The following is a 14839-nucleotide window of genomic DNA, read 5'->3' as shown; positions in this document are numbered from 1 at the left end:
CGCAAGCCTCGGACAGGGCCGCGCTTCCATGATCGCGCGCCTGAAGCAGAGCGTCAGATGACCAAAAATTTTTCCCTCGCCCTCGACGCCCTGCGCTTCCTCGCCGCCCTCTGCGTGTTTCTCGACCATTTGTCTTCCGCGCCCTTCACGGAAAATGTGATTCCGCCGCGCCTGGGCGCCTATGGCGACATCGCCGTGACCATATTTTTTGTGCTGTCGGGCTTCGTCATCGCCCATGTGGTGGCGACTCGCGAGGGCAACGCCAGAGATTACGCGCTGTCGCGGCTGTCGCGGCTCTATTCGGTGGTTCTGCCGGCCCTGCTCGTGACCCTGCTCGCGGATTCGCTGGGCGCCTGGCTCAGCCCCGACTTCTATGCGGCGCAAAAAGTGCTGTGGAAGCCGGTCAGCGCGGCGGGCTACGCCTCCTCGGCTTTTTTCGTCAACGAATTCCAGATTTTCGGTTTTGGCGGCATCGCCCCCGGCAGCAACGCGCCGTTCTGGAGCCTGAGCTTTGAAGCCGCCTATTATGTGTTGGCCGGTCTGGTCCTGTTCGGGTCGCGGCGGGCGCAAACCCTGGCTATCCCCGCCTTGCTGCTGTGCGCCGGGCCGACCGTCGCCATTCTCGCGCCGATCTGGGCTTTGGGCTTCGCGCTCTACCGCGTCGCGCCGCCCAAGACGCCCATCCTGCTCGCCGCCGCCGCCCTCGGCGGCTTCGCGGTCATCCTGTTCGCGCCCGAATTGTTCGGGGCTTTCGATAATTTCGGGGTGAAATTCCCCTGGGGCTGCGGCGCCTTCAACCGCAATCTCGCGCAGGATTACGGCGTCGCGCTCGGCTTTGCCGCCTTGGTTCTGGCCCTGCGCGGCCTGCTCGGGACCGGCCCCGCGCTCAACCCGGCGGTGGAGCGTCTGATCCGCAAGGCCGGCGCGCTGACCTTTCCGCTCTATTGCCTGCACTATCCGATTCTTTGCTTCGTTTGCGCGGAAAGCCCGTTTGGCGCCAACGACCCGCGCCGCGCCCTGCTCGCGGCGGTCGTCGCCCTTGGCGCGGCGGCGGCGCTGACGCCGGCCTGCGAGCGGCTGAAGGCGGTGTTGCGCCAGATGCGTTTCGGACGCGGGGTTTTCGCGCGCGCCTGAAAACCTGAAAACTCAATTCATGGCGTTGCTGATGGCCTGGTAATGGCTGTTGACCTTGGCGCCCAGCATGTTGAGACCGCTGATCGCCGCCACCGCCAGCAGCGCCGCGAGCAAGGCGTATTCCACGACGGCCATGCCCTCGCTCGCCTTCAGGAAGTGAAGCCAGGATCTCTTCATGTCGCGTTCCGCCAGACGCCCCTCCCCGCGAGGCGCGCGCGAATGCAATCTAAGGTTGAGTTGCTGCGATCTGTTTAATTTCTAACTTCAGGGCGCGAGCGCGCCGCGCGTCAGCAGCAGCGCATTGGCGCGCATGACAGCCCATTGCGGCAGCCAGCGCGGGTCGAACCGCAGCGCGACATCAACGCCCTCGACCGCGAAATGGGCGAGACAGACCTCCGGCAGGCCGTCGTCCGGAATTTTTGGGCGCTGGCAGCGCGCGGAAAACTCCTCGCCGTCGGGCGCGCTGTAATAGAAATCCTCGCCGGGGAAAGGCGACTTGTCCTCGAACCGGCGCCGCAACAGCCCGCCTTCGCCAACCTGCACGTCCGGGGTCAGGTGCGGCGCGTAGCGGTCGGCGGGCGCGAGCCGGCCCGCTTCGCCGGAGGCCGGGGTCAGCGTGATGAAAATCTGCGCCGCGCCGGCCTTGTCGGCCTCGCCGGCCCCCGGCAGGCGGCGCGGATCGGCGGCGGCCGGCGCGAAATCCGGCGCGAGCACCACGAGATCGGCGCGATCCGGCTCGGTGACCTCGCGCAGATAGGCCGAGGTGAAATGCAGCCGCTTCGCGCCGATGGTCACTTCCACCGTTCCCGGCGGCGGCGGCGACGGCCACAGCCGCCACAAAGCGACGCCCGCCAAAACCAGCAGGGCGGGCGCAAAACCGAGCAGCAGCAGGAACCGGCGCATGGAAATCTCAAATTTTTCGGCGGCCTCGCTTTGATCCGATTATGATCGGCTTCGCAAGGGAGAACAGCATGAGTTTCTATTCGCTCGACGGCGAGGCCCCGGAACTGCCCGCAAACAGTCGCTATTTCGTGGCGCCCGACGCCAATGTGATCGGCCGGGTGCGGCTGCGCGAGGACGCCAACATCTGGTTCGGCGCGACGCTGCGCGGCGATAACGAATGGATCGAGGTCGGCGCGCGCGCCAACATCCAGGACGGTTGCGTGCTGCACACTGACATGGGCTCGCCGCTGACCATAGGCGACGACGTCACTGTCGGCCATGGCGTGATCCTGCATGGCTGCTTGATCGGCGAAGGCAGCCTGATCGGCATGGGCGCGACCGTGATGAACAATGCGAAAATCGGCAAGTTCTGCATTGTCGGCGCCAACGCCCTCGTCACCGAAGGCGCGGAATTTCCCGATTATTCCCTGATCGTCGGCGCGCCGGCCAAGCTGAAGAAGACGCTCGATCCCTCGGTGGCGGAAAAACTGCTGACCAGCGCCCGCCACTATGCCGAAAACGGGCGGCGCTATCTCGCGGGGCTGAAACGGATCGATTGAGGGCTTATAGCACGACGTTCTCATCAAAAACGTCGAACGACAGCGGCAGGGCGAATTCCAGCGCCATGCCGTGCTCGAACATGCGCACCACCCGCGCCGGGCGGCGGCCGATGTGGAGCATCGACCCCATCGGCGCCCGCGCCATGCAGGCGATCGCCGCGCCGGACACCGAAATGTCCACGATTTTCGCCGGCGCCAGGGTCCCGTCGGGGAAGCGCAGCGTGGTCTGGAGACAGTTCGGGATGATGCGCTCGTGGCGGCGGTCCTCGGGCAAGCCAAGGGTCTTGCGATTGACCAGCCAGGTCAGTTGGTTCACCAGCTTCTCGCGCTTGGCCGGCGGCATGTTCGCGGTCATCGCGAAGCCGAAATCGATGTGGCGGACGATGGTTCCCTCAATGCGGCCGAGCGAATCGAAATAGGCGATGACGCGCTCGCCCAGGGCGCCGCGCACCGGCGCGGTCACGGCGAGCCCGCCCACCGAGACATCGATGGTCTGGCAGGGAAACTCACGGCGGTCTTCAAGCATGTAGCGCCCCAGCAACGCCAGTTTTACGCGGGCGTGCCGCCGGCGCTCCACAGGCCTCGCACTGATCTTGGGCTGGAGATTCATGTCGCCGCCAATATGTCCAAACTATTGACGAAACTATAGCGCCTGTGCGGTTAACCCGATGTTACGAGGGGCGGGCGCTCCAGAATTACGCGTCGGACTTGTCGCGCCCGCCGGGGATGACGAAGAAGGAAAAGCGCCGGAATTTACCACGCGACGCAAGGTCGCCGGGTTTTTTCGCCGGCTCGGGCGGCTTGATGAACGACGCCACCGGCACGGACTGTTCGCTGTCGAGAAACCGGATCGCGATCAGCCGCAGGCACAGCGCCGCGCGCAGACCGAACCAACTCGGCAGCGTCTGCGGCGTCAGCGACGCCAGCAGTCGCGCATGGGTCCTGCCGCGATGGCGCAGCGGCAGCAACAGCAGTTCGAGCGCGATCTCCTCGCCGTATTCCGCTTGCGCCGTGAGTCCGGCTACGGCCGGGCGCTGGCCGTCGAGCACCGCTTGCGCCATGGCGCTGATTCCGGCGCGGTCTTCCGGCGCGAACAGAGAGACCAGGTTTCGCCCCTTCTGCTCGTCGAGAAACAGGGCGTTGAGCCGCGTCCCGGAAATGCGGATCGGCAATTGCCGTTCGTCATCCACCTCCAGGATCATGGTGTCGGCAAGGATGTGGCGGATGGCGGAGGGATCGATCTCCTCGCGCTCGGGCGAAAGCCGCGCGCCGCGCAACCGGTTCCAGTAGGAATAGAGTTCCTGCGTCGCCGCCTGTCTCATTTTCTTGCCCTTGACCTGTTCCGGGGCGTTTCCGTGCCGGTGCGAAACGGACAGCCCCTTATTTTTAGTTTCAAGGAGGAAGGAGCGAAGGTCGGGCCAGTTGCCCTTGGGGTTCTGGCGACCGCGCCCCGTCGGGCGGCGGGTCCGAAATTTCGGGGCGCGGCGGGTTAACGTTAATATCTCGTTGACGTTGTCAAAATGTTAGGACTTTGGCACTCTCCATAGACCGAACGGAGCCGAAACGGACAGCGACCCGGATGACGCAACGTTCACTCTAAAACGCAAGATGCGGAATTTAGACGATTTTTCCTTCAAAATCTCTGCTCGGGAAGATGAAGGGGTCGAGAAATCGTCGGGGCGCGCGCCTGAAGCGCCACACGCATCCTGTCCGCGCGGGGTTTGGCTTGGTTAACGCCCCCGCAACGTCGCCAAAGGGGGAGAGCCTGTCGCTCTCCCCCTTCGTTTGACTGTTTGGTTCCGCGTTTGCTTATTCCGTTCCGCATCCTTAAGTCAGGCCCATGCGCGAAAGAATTTTCAATCTCCCCGGCGTCGTCACCGCCCTGTTGCTGACGCTTGCGCTGGCTCATCTCGCCCGCGTCTTCCTGCCCGACGCCATCGACCTCCAGTTGCTGGCGACCTTCGCCTTCGTTCCCGGACGGTTCGGCCTGTTGCTGGACTCCTCGGGCGTGATCGCGCATTTGAACGCGCTGGCCCGCGTCTCCGACGACCAGGCGCAGCTCGCGCAATTCTTCCTCACCTACGCCTCCCCGTCCCTGCTCTGGCTCACGCCGATTTCCTACGCCTTCCTGCACGGCTCCTGGACCCATCTCGCGCTCAATGGGGTGTGGCTGGCGGCGTTCGGCGCGCCGGTGGCGCGGCGGTTCGGTTCGGCGCGCTTCCTGGCGCTCACCCTGCTCGGGGCCGTGGCCGGGGCGGCGGCGCAATTCGCCGTTCATCCGTTCGAACTCGGCCCGATGGTCGGCGCCTCGGCGGGCATATCCGCCTGTTTCGGGGCGGCGGCGCGCTTCGTGTTCCTGCCCGGCGCCTTCGCGCGCGATGCGCGCGCGCGCGACGAAGCGCCGCCGCTCGCCGGTTACGCGGAGATGATCCGCAACCGCCAGGTTCTCGCCTTTGTCGGGTTCTGGTTCGCCTTGAACCTGTTCACCGGCCTCGCCGGGCAAGCCGGCGGCTTCTCCGACGCGCCCATCGCCTGGGAGGCCCATATCGGCGGCTTCCTGTTCGGCCTGCTGGCGGCGCCGCTGTTCGACCAGCGACACAAGGCCTGATTTCGGCAACTCTCGATTGCGCGCGCGAAAAATAGGGCGCATCCTTTTGGTTAATGAGCGGAGCGCGGTCGCGCGGCGGGAACTCGAACAAAGCCGCCGCGTTTGACCGAATGAAAACAACCCGCTGTTCCCACAGGAGGAAATCGCATGAGCGTTGCACGGATCCTCGCGGCCAAGGGCTCCGAGGTCGTCACCATACCGCCCCACCGCACGCTTCAGGAGGTGGCCGCCCTGCTCGTCGAAAGAGGCATAGGCGCGGCGATCGTCTCCAACAGCGCCGGCGAAATCATGGGGATCGTTTCGGAACGGGACATCGTCCGCGCGGTCGGGCTCGTCGGCGGGGCCGTCCTGAACACCGCCGTGTCCGCGCACATGACCAGCAAGATCGCCACCACGGAGCCGGGCGAAGCGGTGGACGCCGTGATGGAAATCATGACAAACGGGCGGTTCCGCCACTTGCCCGTCATCGACAACAGCCGGTTGGTCGGCGTGGTCTCCATCGGCGATATCGTCAAATATCGCCTGGAAGCGATGGAATCCGACCAACGCGCCATGCGCGACTATATCACCACCGCGTGAGTTTTCAGGGCCATATGCGCTAGGTTAAGCTTGGTGGCTGCCGAGAACAGCGTGAGTTGATCCCCTCGTGCTTCGAGACGGCGAGCCTTGCTCGCCTCCTCAGCATGAGGGGATCAATGGAATCAATCGAGTAGCCCTCATGCTGAGGAGGCTCCGAAGGAGCCGTCTCGAAGCACGAGGGCGGTCCACGGCTCTTGCCGCAGCCCGCCAGCGCTTAATCTAAGCAGGATTTCCGAAAAGTGGCCCCCGGTTTTCGGACAAAAATCCTGCCCAAACCAAGGAGTCTAAGCAAACATTCGTTGGCGAGCCAAAGAATGTTTGCTTAGCGCATATGACCTTCAGGACCGGCGCTCCCGGCCCTGCTAAGCCGTTTCGTGCAGCTTGCGCTCCAGCGCGGCCATTTCGGCGATGTCGTCGAGCGCGCGCCGCGCCGCCTCGCGGCCGAGCGCGATCAGTTCGTCGGCGCGATGGAATTCGAAAAAGCCGATCTTGGCCAGCCTGGTGTTGATCAGGACGTCCGGCGGGTCGCCCGCGAGCCGCGAGCGCGCGATGCGGTCCTGGGTGATGTTGAAGGCTTCGAGCAGCGCGGTGGCGATCCCCGGCGCGCCATTGGCGCCCGGCAGGAATTGCCGGCGCAGCCGGCGCGCCTCGCTGGACGGCGGCGGCGGCTCCTCCTTTTTCGCGGTCGGGGGCGCGTCGCCATTGCCGCCCAGATCCGAAATCAGCGCGCCGCGATAGGCGGCGTCGCCGATCAGATTGACCGCGACCACGATTTCCGCGCCCATCGCCCGGCACAGAGTGACCGGCACCGGATTGACCAGCGCGCCGTCGAACAGCCAGCGGTCGTCGAACCGCACCGGCTCGAAAATGCCCGGCAGGGCGTAGGAGGCGCGGATCGCCTGCACCAGATCGCCGCGCCGCAGCCAGACTTCGTGGCCGAGGCCGATCTCGGTGGCCACCGCGCCGAAACGGATCGGCAAATCCTCGATGCGGCGGCCCGCCAATGTGCGGTGGAGTTCGTCGCGCAATTTGGAGCCGGCGAGCATGCCCGCCCCGGAAAAGGACAGGTCCATCAGCGAGATCATGCGGCGCTTGGTCAGCGAGCGCGCGAAGGTTTCGAGCTCAGCGAGCTTGCCGCCGGCATAGCAGCCGCCCACCACGGCGCCGATGGAGGAGCCGGCGATGACGTCGATCGGGATTTTGCGCGCGTCAAGCTCCTGCAGCACCCCGATATGCGACCAGCCGCGCGCGGCGCCGGCGCCGAGGGCGAGGCCGATGCGCGGGCGGCGCTCGGTTTTGACAACAGCCCCGCCCCCGCCGGCGGCGGATTCCGGGCGGTCGTAATTCTTCCAGTTCAATCCGAACATGGCTCGACTCCACTGCGCAAACTCCCCGGGATGACGCTATTACGGTTGCGTCATTTTGTCACAGCCTGCGCGCGGAAACTTGCGGAAGCCTTAAGCTCCCGCCCGCGTCGGGCCGCTCGAACCGAAAGGCGGAAACACAAAAAATGTTTCCGCCACCGAGGTTTGTCGCTTGCGATCGCCCTGGGCGCGTCGAGCGGAGATAGACGAAGTGTCGATCGGAGACTGACCAGGCGTCGGTCAGAGACCGACGAAAGCGTCGATCAGATATCTTCGAGATCGATGTCGAGGATCGCCATTTGCAGGGTGAAGGTCTTGCACTTGGGATCGTCGGCGGAAATCACCGCCAGGAAATCGTCGCCCCGGTTCAGTTCGACGGAATCGGTTTTCCGGCCGCGCGCGACGATGGTCAGATCGTCATTGTCGAACAGGCGGCGCAGGTACTCTTGCAGCACCGGGCGCTCGACCGGGAGCTTCATGGCGAAAGAGAACGAGCGGTCGCCGTCCTCGTCATCGACGACGATCGGCCCGAGCGCGCGCTCGCCGAAAGAGGCGACCGCCGCGTCCTCGTTCTTGGGATCGAGACCGACCTTGATGCCGGGCGCGCCGAAGGCTTGGCGCAGAAACTCCTGCAATTTCCGCAATTCACTCTTGTCCAACGCGCGACTCCCTGGCGGTTTCGTCCGCGAAGGCTTGCCAAAATACAGGGCGCCGCGCAAGGGGAGACGCAAAAGAGAGAAAACGCAAAAGAGAAGCGCCGCGCGAAAAAACCCCGCGCGGCGCCCGTTGAAGCAGGTTCAGCGAACGGGCGCCGACTCGGCGGTGGTCCTGACCTCGGCGGTGACCGCCGTCACGACGGTGACGACCGAAAAGCCGAGCAGAAGGGCGATGAACGCCACCTCCTTCAGCGAAGCGCCGGCCTGACGCTTGAAAATGCGGGCAATTGCGAGCATGAAAAGTTCCTGACGCGCCGGAGACCTCCGCCCCGGCGTCAGACAACCTTAGGTTGCAAATATTCAACGCGCGTTAACGCTGGCTCACCGCCATGCTGGTCGCATAGACGCCATAGCCGACCACGCCGACCATCGACGCCAGCGAAAATCCGATCAAGCCGGCCATCACCGCGAGTTCCTTGACCGTCGCCCCGGCCTGCCGTCTGAGAATGCGAGAGAACGCCACGACCATCGCTGCCTCCCTGGTTGAAGCGAATTCTTGTGGATTCGCTTGCCTCATCATGGCGCCACAACAAGATGGAGGGAAGCTTAACTCAAGACTATTCGTCTTCGGTTTTTCCGGAAAGAATCTGGTCCATTTCCCGCGCCGGCTCCTTGCAGCCGGAGGCGCCGACGATGCGCGCCGGCACGCCGGCCACCGTGACCCCCGGCGGCACGGTTTTCAGCACCACCGAGCCCGCCGCGACGCGCGAGCAGGCGCCGACCTCGATATTGCCGATGATCTTCGCCCCGGCGCCGATCAGGACCCCCTTGCGGATCTTGGGATGGCGGTCGCCGCGCTCATGGCCGGTGCCGCCGAGCGTCACGCTGTGCAGGATCGAGACTTCGTCCTCGATCACGGCGGTGGCGCCCACCACAAGGCCGGTGGCGTGGTCGAGGAACACCCCCTTGCCGATCCGCGCCGCCGGATTGATGTCGGTCTGGAACACGGCCGACGCCCGGCTTTGCAGATAGAGCGCGAAATCCTTGCGCCCCGCGTTCCACAGCGCATGCGCGAGACGGTGGGTCTGCAAGGCGTGGAACCCCTTGAAATACAGCAGCGGCTCTATCAACCGGGTGCAGGCGGGGTCGCGGTCGGCCACGGCGAGCAGATCGGCGCGGATCGCCTCCCCTATCGACGGATCGCGGCCGGCGAGCTCCAGAAAATTCTGTTCGATCAGGTCGCCGGGAAAATCCAGATGCGCCAGCCGCGCGGCGATGCGGTGCGCCACGGCGTGTTCGACATTGGGCGCGTTGAGGACCGAAACGGCGAGGAACCCGCCCAGATCCGGCTCGCGGCGCGCGGCCTCCTCGGCTTCCGCGCGAATCTGCGCGAACACCGGATCGGCGGATTTGTTCAGGGCCAACACGTTGGCGGCGATCATCTGTTTCTCCTCGATGGCCCGGAGGCCGGCGACGGTCTGGCTTAACACATAGGAGCTAAACGGCGGGTTGCAAACTCTCCAGGAAGGCCAGCACGCCCTCCTTGAACAGTTTGTCGCCCACGGCGCGGTTGTGGTCGCGCCCGGGAATGACCAGCGCGCGGGCGTCGCGCATCAGCGCGGCCAGCGCCAGCGGATCGCCGGCGATATCGTCCTCCGATCCGACGCAGATCAGGGTCGGCTGCGCGACGGCGCCGATCTCCTCGACCGTCATGGCGCGGCGCGAGCCGCGAATGCAGGCGGCGAGCGCGCGCCGGTCGCTGCGCGTCGAATCGGCGAAGGCGCGGAACATGCGCTGCTTGGGATCGGTCAGATCCTCCAGCGACGAGGCCTCCATGGCCTCGGCGACGCCCGACGGCGGGCCGTCGTCGTCGATGAGATGGATGCCGATCCCGGCCAGAATCAGGCCGCGAATTTTTTCCGGCGCGGCCAGCGCCAGATGCGCGGCGATGCGCCCCCCCATCGAATAGCCCATCACATCGGCGCGGGCGATTCCCAGATGATCCAGCAACCGGGCGGCGTCGCCGGCCATGGTCTGGGGCCGGTAGGCCTCCGGCTCGTAAAGCTTTTCGCTGCGGCCATGGCCGCGATTGTCGAACACGATCACGCGCCGGCCCGCTTGCGTCAGCGTCTTGACCCATTGCGGAAACAGCCAGTTGACGCCGTGATTGGAGGCGAAGCCGTGGATCAGCAGCACCGGCGTCTTGTGACGGTCTGTCTGGCCCGCCGCCCCCTCCGGCGGGAAATCGAGATAGGCGATCCGCACGCCATCGGACAGAAATTCCAGCATTCCCAACACTTTCATCGACCGGCTCCCGATCAGCCCGCGCGCGGAACGATACAGACGGCGGCGCCGGAACGCCAGAGCGCGGCGTCTTGGGCCGCGCGCTGCTGTCGCAGGCGCTAGCGGTTTTTGCCGACGGAATTTCGGAGTAACATGGGGCGCCGCGCAGGCGCGCAATCGCGAGAAATGGCGTAGCATTATTTGGTTGAGGATCACGCCAAATGACATCAGAAATAGCCGAAGCCCAAAAACTGTCCGGCATATTCCAGACTTTTACCACGGGACGCGCGGTCGCGCCGGACATCCAGGACAAGTGCAACGCGCACATGGACGCCCTTAGGGAAGAATTATCAAACAACAGATTGAAATATCTGGATTACGCCATCGCCTTCAAGAGCCGCAAACGCGAGATCGTCCGCAACGATCTGTCCCAGCATATCGTGGATGTGCTGTTCCTGGTGGACGAAGTGCGCAAGCCTTTCCGCCACGAGGTCGTGGCGGCGAACATTTGCGCCATCTACAACACCGACAAGGACGAGTTCTTCTATGTGATCAAGCGGGAGATCGGGCATCGGATCGGCGCCCAGAGCCTGACCGAGGATGAGTACGCCTATCTGACGGCGACCGTGAACGTCCCGGTGTCGTCGCCCGAACGACTCGGAATCGAGTTGCGCGAGCTTCAGACCCGGGTCTGGTACGGCGACAAGCAACCGGGCGAGGGACGCGGCGTTCGCGACCTCGTCGTCAAATACGCCAAGCGCGTGCAGGGGCCGTCCATTTCCGCGGTGGCCAATGTCACCATCGGCCTTGTCAATCATTTGCGGCGCAAGCGGGAAGCGCACGAGCCGTTATGACGAGGCGTTCCGTCGCCCGCCCCTCTACCCAAGGCGCGACGTGTTGATTATGGTGCGCGCCCTGTGCGGCGCGACGCCGCACCCCGGAATCAGGGATCGCCCCTCCAAGGTATCGCCCCTCCAAGGATCGCCACATGTCCGACCACGCCATTCCGCATTTCCACAACCAGCCGGGCCTGGCGACCATCCGGGTCGGCGCCAGGGAATTCATGTGCATCGGCGCGCTGCCGCCGTTCGACCATCCCCATATCTATATCGACATGGGCGGCGATACCGAGGCTTTGTGCCCCTATTGCTCGACCCGTTACGTTTATGACGCGGCGCTCCACGGCCATTCCGAGCCGGCGGAATGCGAAGTGACGCCCAAGGCCGCCTGAACGGCCAGCGCGTGGACTCCTCGCCCATTGTCATCGCCGGCGGCGGCGTCGGCGGCCTGTGCGCCGCGCTGGGGCTGGCTCGGGTCGGCCGGCGCTCGCTGGTGCTGGAGCGCGCGCCCGCCTTCCGCGAGGTCGGCGCCGGATTGCAACTCGCCCCCAACGCCACCCGCATCCTGCGCGACTATGGCGCGCTGGAGTTTCTCGACGGACTGGCGGTGGCGCCGACCGAGATCCGCATCCGCCGGGGCCGCGACGGCGCCGGTCTCGCCCGCCTGCGCCTCGACGACGCCGAAAAACGCTGGGAAGCGCCCTATCTCAACGTCCATCGCGCCGACCTGCTCTCCGCCCTGGTGGAGCTGGCGCGGCAAAACAGCCTGATCGAGATCCGCAATGACGCGACCCTGACGGGATTCGTCCAGGACGAGCAGGGGGTGGCCGTCACCTACCGCAGCCAGGACGAAACCCATCGCGCCTCGGGCGCGGCCCTGATCGGCGCCGACGGGGTGCGCTCGGTGGTGCGGTCGCGGCTGCACGACCCGCGCATCGACAAGGCCAATTTCACCGGCCACACCGCCTGGCGGGCCTTGATCCCCGCCACCGACCTGCCGCCGGCCTTCAGCGCGCCGGCGTCGAACCTCTGGCTCGGGGAAAAGGCCCATATCGTGCATTACCCGCTGCGCGGCTGCGCCATCGTCAATATCGTCGCCCTGGTCGAGGACGAGTGGCGCGGCGGCGGCTCCGAGGCGCCATCGGGCGAAAGCGGCCAGTTCTGGGACCAGTCCGGCGACCGCCGCTTCCTGCTCGAACGGTTCAAGGACTGGTGTGGCGAGGCGCGAGAGCTTTTGTCCGCGCCGGAGCACTGGCTGCGCTGGCCGCTGTTCGACCGCCCGCCGCTCGAGTCTTACGCGCGCGGGCGCACGGGTTTGCTCGGCGACGCCGCCCATCCCATGCTGCCCTATCTGGCGCAGGGCGCGGCCCAGGCGGTCGAGGATTCGGCGGCGCTGACGCTGGCCTTTCTCGAATTCGGCAAGGATCCCGGCAAGGCGCTCGCGCAATATTCGGCCGCGCGCCTGCCCCGCGCCAGCGCGATCCAGCAGGCCTCGCGCGCCCAGGGAAAAATCTACCACATGGCCGGCGCGCCGGCCTTCGCCCGCGATCTCGCGCTGCGCCTGACGCCCTCCAGAGGCCTGATGGCGCGCCAGAACTGGATATATTCGGCTTGAGGGGCGCGCGCATAAAGGTTAATCAACGTTAACTCCTTTACCGTGCGTTGAGTCGGCCCAGACTCCGCCCCTTATGAGCGCCTTATGAGTTTTGACGCCGAAGCGCCGGACCTGCGCCCAGCCCACGTCATCGTCGTCGCCAATGAAAAGGGCGGCGTTGGCAAGTCCACCTTGTCGATCCACCTGTCGGTGGCGCTGCTCAAGGCCGGCTATCGTCTGGCGACCATCGACCTCGACACGCGCCAGCGCAGCCTGACGCGATTCTTCGAGAATCGCGCCTCCTTCGCCCGCGGCGCGCCCTATGACGTGGAACTGCCGCGCCATTTCGCCCTCGACCATGTCCGCGGCGACAACGCCAATGACAATGAATCGGCTGAGTTCGCCGCCTTCGCCGAAGCCATCGGCGAGGTCGAGCATGCCTTCGAATTCGTGGTGATCGACACCCCGGCCAGCGACACCTATCTGATGCGGCTGGCCCATTCGCTGGCCGACACGCTGATTTCTCCGATGAACGACAGCTTCATCGACATGGATGTGCTGTCGCGCGTGCATCACGACCGCGCCCATCGCGGCCAGGTGGCGCAATATGCCGAAATCGTGCTGGAGGCGCGTCGGAAACGCCGACTCGTCGACAATGGCCTGATCGACTGGGTGCTGGTGCGCAACCGCATCGCGGCGCTGCACTCCAACAATGCGCGCCAGGTCGATCAGGCCCTGCGCAAGCTCGCGGTGGAATTGCAGTTCCGCGTCGCCGACGGACTGCGCGACCGGGTGATCTTCCGCGAACTGTTCCCGATCGGCCTGACCGCGCTGGACGCCATCGAGGAGGCCAACCACCAGCTGACGCCATCGCAACAGACGGCGCGGCGGGAAATCGAGATGCTGGTCAGCGACCTCAGGCTGCCCGCCCGCGTCGCCGGCGCGGATTATCTTGAGGCGCGCCACGTCTGGTTTGAGTCGATCTCGTCTTATTATCGCGAATTGAAGAGCGGCGGCTGATGGCGACGCTCGTTCTCGGCGGGGCGCGCTCCGGCAAGACCGGCCATGCGCTGGGCCTCGCGCACAGGTCCGGCCTCAAGAAATTCATGATCGTCACGGCGCCGGCGCTCGACGGCTCGATGGCGCAACGCATCGCCCGCCACCGCGCCGAGCGCGGCGACGACTGGACCGTGTTCGAGGAGGAGACTGATCTCGCCCGCCTGCTGCGGCGCATCGCCGCGCCGGACCGGATCGTGGTGATCGACTGCCTGACGCTGTGGCTGTCCAATCTGTTCTTTCGGAACCGGGATTTTGCGCTGGAAACCGGGCGCCTCGGCGAGGCGGTTGCGGCGGCGCCGGGCGAAATCGTGGCCATTTCCAACGAACTGGGCCTCGGCGTGGCGCCGGAGACCCGACTCGGCAACGATTTCCGCGACGCCCAGGGTCTCGTCAACCAGAGGATCGCGGCCGCCTGCGGAAGAGTCTTCTTCGTCGCCGCCGGACTGCCGCTACAGTTAAAATAACGCCGCCTGAAACTCGAGAGCCTTCCCCGCGTCGCTTGAAGCGGGGAAGGCTCTCGAGTCCTTTGAAAACGCGTATCCTTTTCGCAAAACCGGCGTCCACTTTTGCGGGATGCGCCCTTAGTTCGACCAGGGGCCGTTCCGGAAGGCGCGGAGCTGCGCGATATTGCTGTCGAGGTCGTTGGCGGGACGCAGCAATTGCGCCGCCTCGACCAGTTCCGGCGAACGTCCGCCCTTGGCGAAGGATTCGGCGAGATCGGCGAGCACGCCGCGCAGTTCCGGACTCTGGATCTGGAAGAACGCCCGATAGAGCCGATGCGCGTCGCTGAGCAGCGCGTCGCGTTCGCCGGGACGGCCTCCCGGCGCCGTGAAGTCGTCGTCCGCCACCAGGAAGCAGGACGGCGGCGCGTCGAGCACGCCGCACAATTGTTGCAATTGCCGGGCGCTCATGCGCCGCTCGCCGGATTCGAAGGCCTCGATCGCCTCCATGTCGAGGTTCAGAGCCGTTGCGACGGTGGCGCAACTCAGGCCAAGCGCCTCACGCCTGCGGCGTAAACGCACGCCGATTTCCTGATCGATTTGATTCGCCATTGCTTTCGCCCTCGGCGCCGGGGTCGCGCCCTGATTCATTGAGGTAAACGTCTCTTTAATGACAGAACCTGCACAAATTCGCCGTGACGTGCAAGGGCGACTGACAGGATTGCATCGTCAACCTTACGACGCGAATCTGACTCGCTCCGAACACTCGCACCTTGATTTT

20 protein-coding genes are annotated in these 14839 nt (G+C 65.4%); 9 read left to right on the top strand and 11 right to left on the bottom strand.

Translation table 11 applies throughout. From position 1 onward, the window contains the following. The first annotated feature begins 57 nt into the window (after window positions 1-57). Window positions 58-1134 (top strand): acyltransferase family protein, encoded by a 1077-nt coding sequence (locus CCR94_RS19960; protein WP_104509580.1) that lies wholly within the window; start codon window positions 58-60, stop codon window positions 1132-1134. A gap of 12 nt (window positions 1135-1146) precedes the next feature. On the opposite strand, the gene CCR94_RS19955 is transcribed toward CCR94_RS19960, so the two are convergent. Further along, window positions 1147-1311 (bottom strand): Flp family type IVb pilin, encoded by a 165-nt coding sequence (locus CCR94_RS19955; protein WP_104509579.1) that lies wholly within the window; start codon window positions 1309-1311, stop codon window positions 1147-1149. Window positions 1312-1398: 87 nt separating this feature from the next. Further along, entirely contained in the window at window positions 1399-2037 is a 639-nt protein-coding gene (locus CCR94_RS19950) for a hypothetical protein (protein WP_104509578.1), read from the bottom strand. Window positions 2038-2105: 68 nt separating this feature from the next. Between CCR94_RS19950 and CCR94_RS19945 the strand changes: the two genes are divergently transcribed. Next, a complete protein-coding gene (locus tag CCR94_RS19945) occupies window positions 2106-2636 on the top strand; it encodes a gamma carbonic anhydrase family protein (RefSeq protein WP_104509577.1) in 531 nt (176 codons plus the stop codon). A gap of 4 nt (window positions 2637-2640) precedes the next feature. Here CCR94_RS19945 and CCR94_RS19940 read toward each other — a convergent pair whose 3' ends face one another. Both CCR94_RS19940 and CCR94_RS19935 read right to left on the bottom strand, forming a co-directional pair. Then, complete coding sequence (locus tag CCR94_RS19940) at window positions 2641-3246, bottom strand: PilZ domain-containing protein (RefSeq protein ID WP_104509576.1); 606 nt, start codon at window positions 3244-3246, stop codon at window positions 2641-2643. A gap of 85 nt (window positions 3247-3331) precedes the next feature. After that, window positions 3332-3958, bottom strand: coding sequence for a PAS domain-containing protein (locus CCR94_RS19935; RefSeq protein WP_104509575.1), 627 nt, complete (start codon window positions 3956-3958; stop codon window positions 3332-3334). Between the two features lie 518 nt (window positions 3959-4476). Here CCR94_RS19935 and CCR94_RS19930 point away from each other — a divergent pair. Continuing rightward, entirely contained in the window at window positions 4477-5244 is a 768-nt protein-coding gene (locus tag CCR94_RS19930; RefSeq protein ID WP_104509574.1) for a rhomboid family intramembrane serine protease, read from the top strand. A gap of 147 nt (window positions 5245-5391) precedes the next feature. Beyond that, window positions 5392-5823 carry a CBS domain-containing protein gene (locus CCR94_RS19925; protein ID WP_104509573.1) on the top strand — a complete coding sequence of 144 codons (432 nt, stop codon included), beginning with the start codon at window positions 5392-5394 and terminating at the stop codon, window positions 5821-5823. Between the two features lie 362 nt (window positions 5824-6185). On the opposite strand, the gene CCR94_RS19920 is transcribed toward CCR94_RS19925, so the two are convergent. From CCR94_RS19920 to CCR94_RS19905, 6 genes are all read right to left on the bottom strand, one after another. Then, window positions 6186-7190: a patatin-like phospholipase family protein gene (locus tag CCR94_RS19920; RefSeq protein ID WP_104509572.1), complete on the bottom strand. Its 1005-nt coding sequence runs from the start codon at window positions 7188-7190 to the stop codon at window positions 6186-6188. Window positions 7191-7450: 260 nt separating this feature from the next. Then, window positions 7451-7846: a DUF3126 family protein gene (locus CCR94_RS19915; protein WP_104509571.1), complete on the bottom strand. Its 396-nt coding sequence runs from the start codon at window positions 7844-7846 to the stop codon at window positions 7451-7453. 138 nt (window positions 7847-7984) lie between these two features. Beyond that, window positions 7985-8140: a hypothetical protein gene (locus tag CCR94_RS25260; protein ID WP_158254848.1), complete on the bottom strand. Its 156-nt coding sequence runs from the start codon at window positions 8138-8140 to the stop codon at window positions 7985-7987. A gap of 73 nt (window positions 8141-8213) precedes the next feature. Then, entirely contained in the window at window positions 8214-8372 is a 159-nt protein-coding gene (locus tag CCR94_RS25255) for a hypothetical protein (RefSeq protein WP_158254847.1), read from the bottom strand. A gap of 88 nt (window positions 8373-8460) precedes the next feature. After that, window positions 8461-9285: a serine O-acetyltransferase gene (gene cysE, locus CCR94_RS19910; RefSeq protein ID WP_104509620.1), complete on the bottom strand. Its 825-nt coding sequence runs from the start codon at window positions 9283-9285 to the stop codon at window positions 8461-8463. 55 nt (window positions 9286-9340) lie between these two features. Further along, window positions 9341-10147 carry an alpha/beta fold hydrolase gene (locus CCR94_RS19905; RefSeq protein ID WP_425332348.1) on the bottom strand — a complete coding sequence of 269 codons (807 nt, stop codon included), beginning with the start codon at window positions 10145-10147 and terminating at the stop codon, window positions 9341-9343. Between the two features lie 200 nt (window positions 10148-10347). Between CCR94_RS19905 and CCR94_RS19900 the strand changes: the two genes are divergently transcribed. From CCR94_RS19900 to cobU, 5 genes are all read left to right on the top strand, one after another. Then, window positions 10348-10980 carry a hypothetical protein gene (locus tag CCR94_RS19900; protein ID WP_104509569.1) on the top strand — a complete coding sequence of 211 codons (633 nt, stop codon included), beginning with the start codon at window positions 10348-10350 and terminating at the stop codon, window positions 10978-10980. Window positions 10981-11114: 134 nt separating this feature from the next. Continuing rightward, on the top strand, window positions 11115-11357 hold the full coding sequence (locus CCR94_RS19895) for a zinc-finger domain-containing protein (protein ID WP_104509568.1): 243 nt from the start codon (window positions 11115-11117) through the stop codon (window positions 11355-11357). Next, the gene (locus CCR94_RS19890) at window positions 11330-12580 is read left to right on the top strand and encodes an FAD-dependent monooxygenase (protein ID WP_104509567.1); all 1251 of its coding nucleotides are present in this window, start codon (window positions 11330-11332) and stop codon (window positions 12578-12580) included. Before CCR94_RS19895 ends, CCR94_RS19890 begins: the two co-directional genes overlap by 28 nt. An 84-nt stretch (window positions 12581-12664) precedes the next feature. Continuing rightward, a complete protein-coding gene (locus CCR94_RS19885) occupies window positions 12665-13579 on the top strand; it encodes a division plane positioning ATPase MipZ (RefSeq protein WP_104509566.1) in 915 nt (304 codons plus the stop codon). Then, window positions 13579-14082, top strand: coding sequence for a bifunctional adenosylcobinamide kinase/adenosylcobinamide-phosphate guanylyltransferase (gene cobU / locus CCR94_RS19880; protein WP_104509565.1), 504 nt, complete (start codon window positions 13579-13581; stop codon window positions 14080-14082). Before CCR94_RS19885 ends, cobU begins: the two co-directional genes overlap by 1 nt. Window positions 14083-14199: 117 nt before the next feature. On the opposite strand, the gene CCR94_RS19875 is transcribed toward cobU, so the two are convergent. Beyond that, the gene (locus CCR94_RS19875) at window positions 14200-14670 is read right to left on the bottom strand and encodes a helix-turn-helix domain-containing protein (RefSeq protein WP_158254846.1); all 471 of its coding nucleotides are present in this window, start codon (window positions 14668-14670) and stop codon (window positions 14200-14202) included. Between the last annotated feature and the right edge of the window lie 169 nt (window positions 14671-14839).

Origin of the sequence: Rhodoblastus sphagnicola, assembly GCF_002937075.1 — a bacterium.
Lineage (GTDB): Bacteria > Pseudomonadota > Alphaproteobacteria > Rhizobiales > Beijerinckiaceae > Rhodoblastus > Rhodoblastus sphagnicola.
Note: the sequence above shows the minus strand (reverse complement) of the source record. Positions and strands in the feature narration are given on the sequence as shown.

Coding starts and splice junctions, on each gene's coding strand:
- CCR94_RS19960 (WP_104509580.1), top strand. CDS start 58: ATGACCAAAAATTTTTCCCTCGCCCTCGACGCCCTGCGCTTCCTCGCC.
- CCR94_RS19955 (WP_104509579.1), bottom strand. CDS start 1,311: ATGAAGAGATCCTGGCTTCACTTCCTGAAGGCGAGCGAGGGCATGGCC.
- CCR94_RS19950 (WP_104509578.1), bottom strand. CDS start 2,037: ATGCGCCGGTTCCTGCTGCTGCTCGGTTTTGCGCCCGCCCTGCTGGTT.
- CCR94_RS19945 (WP_104509577.1), top strand. CDS start 2,106: ATGAGTTTCTATTCGCTCGACGGCGAGGCCCCGGAACTGCCCGCAAAC.
- CCR94_RS19940 (WP_104509576.1), bottom strand. CDS start 3,246: ATGAATCTCCAGCCCAAGATCAGTGCGAGGCCTGTGGAGCGCCGGCGG.
- CCR94_RS19935 (WP_104509575.1), bottom strand. CDS start 3,958: ATGAGACAGGCGGCGACGCAGGAACTCTATTCCTACTGGAACCGGTTG.
- CCR94_RS19930 (WP_104509574.1), top strand. CDS start 4,477: ATGCGCGAAAGAATTTTCAATCTCCCCGGCGTCGTCACCGCCCTGTTG.
- CCR94_RS19925 (WP_104509573.1), top strand. CDS start 5,392: ATGAGCGTTGCACGGATCCTCGCGGCCAAGGGCTCCGAGGTCGTCACC.
- CCR94_RS19920 (WP_104509572.1), bottom strand. CDS start 7,190: ATGTTCGGATTGAACTGGAAGAATTACGACCGCCCGGAATCCGCCGCC.
- CCR94_RS25260 (WP_158254848.1), bottom strand. CDS start 8,140: ATGCTCGCAATTGCCCGCATTTTCAAGCGTCAGGCCGGCGCTTCGCTG.
- CCR94_RS25255 (WP_158254847.1), bottom strand. CDS start 8,372: ATGGTCGTGGCGTTCTCTCGCATTCTCAGACGGCAGGCCGGGGCGACG.
- cysE (WP_104509620.1), bottom strand. CDS start 9,285: ATGATCGCCGCCAACGTGTTGGCCCTGAACAAATCCGCCGATCCGGTG.
- CCR94_RS19905 (WP_425332348.1), bottom strand. CDS start 10,147: ATGAAAGTGTTGGGAATGCTGGAATTTCTGTCCGATGGCGTGCGGATC.
- CCR94_RS19900 (WP_104509569.1), top strand. CDS start 10,348: ATGACATCAGAAATAGCCGAAGCCCAAAAACTGTCCGGCATATTCCAG.
- CCR94_RS19895 (WP_104509568.1), top strand. CDS start 11,115: ATGTCCGACCACGCCATTCCGCATTTCCACAACCAGCCGGGCCTGGCG.
- CCR94_RS19890 (WP_104509567.1), top strand. CDS start 11,330: ATGCGAAGTGACGCCCAAGGCCGCCTGAACGGCCAGCGCGTGGACTCC.
- CCR94_RS19885 (WP_104509566.1), top strand. CDS start 12,665: ATGAGTTTTGACGCCGAAGCGCCGGACCTGCGCCCAGCCCACGTCATC.
- cobU (WP_104509565.1), top strand. CDS start 13,579: ATGGCGACGCTCGTTCTCGGCGGGGCGCGCTCCGGCAAGACCGGCCAT.
- CCR94_RS19875 (WP_158254846.1), bottom strand. CDS start 14,670: ATGGCGAATCAAATCGATCAGGAAATCGGCGTGCGTTTACGCCGCAGG.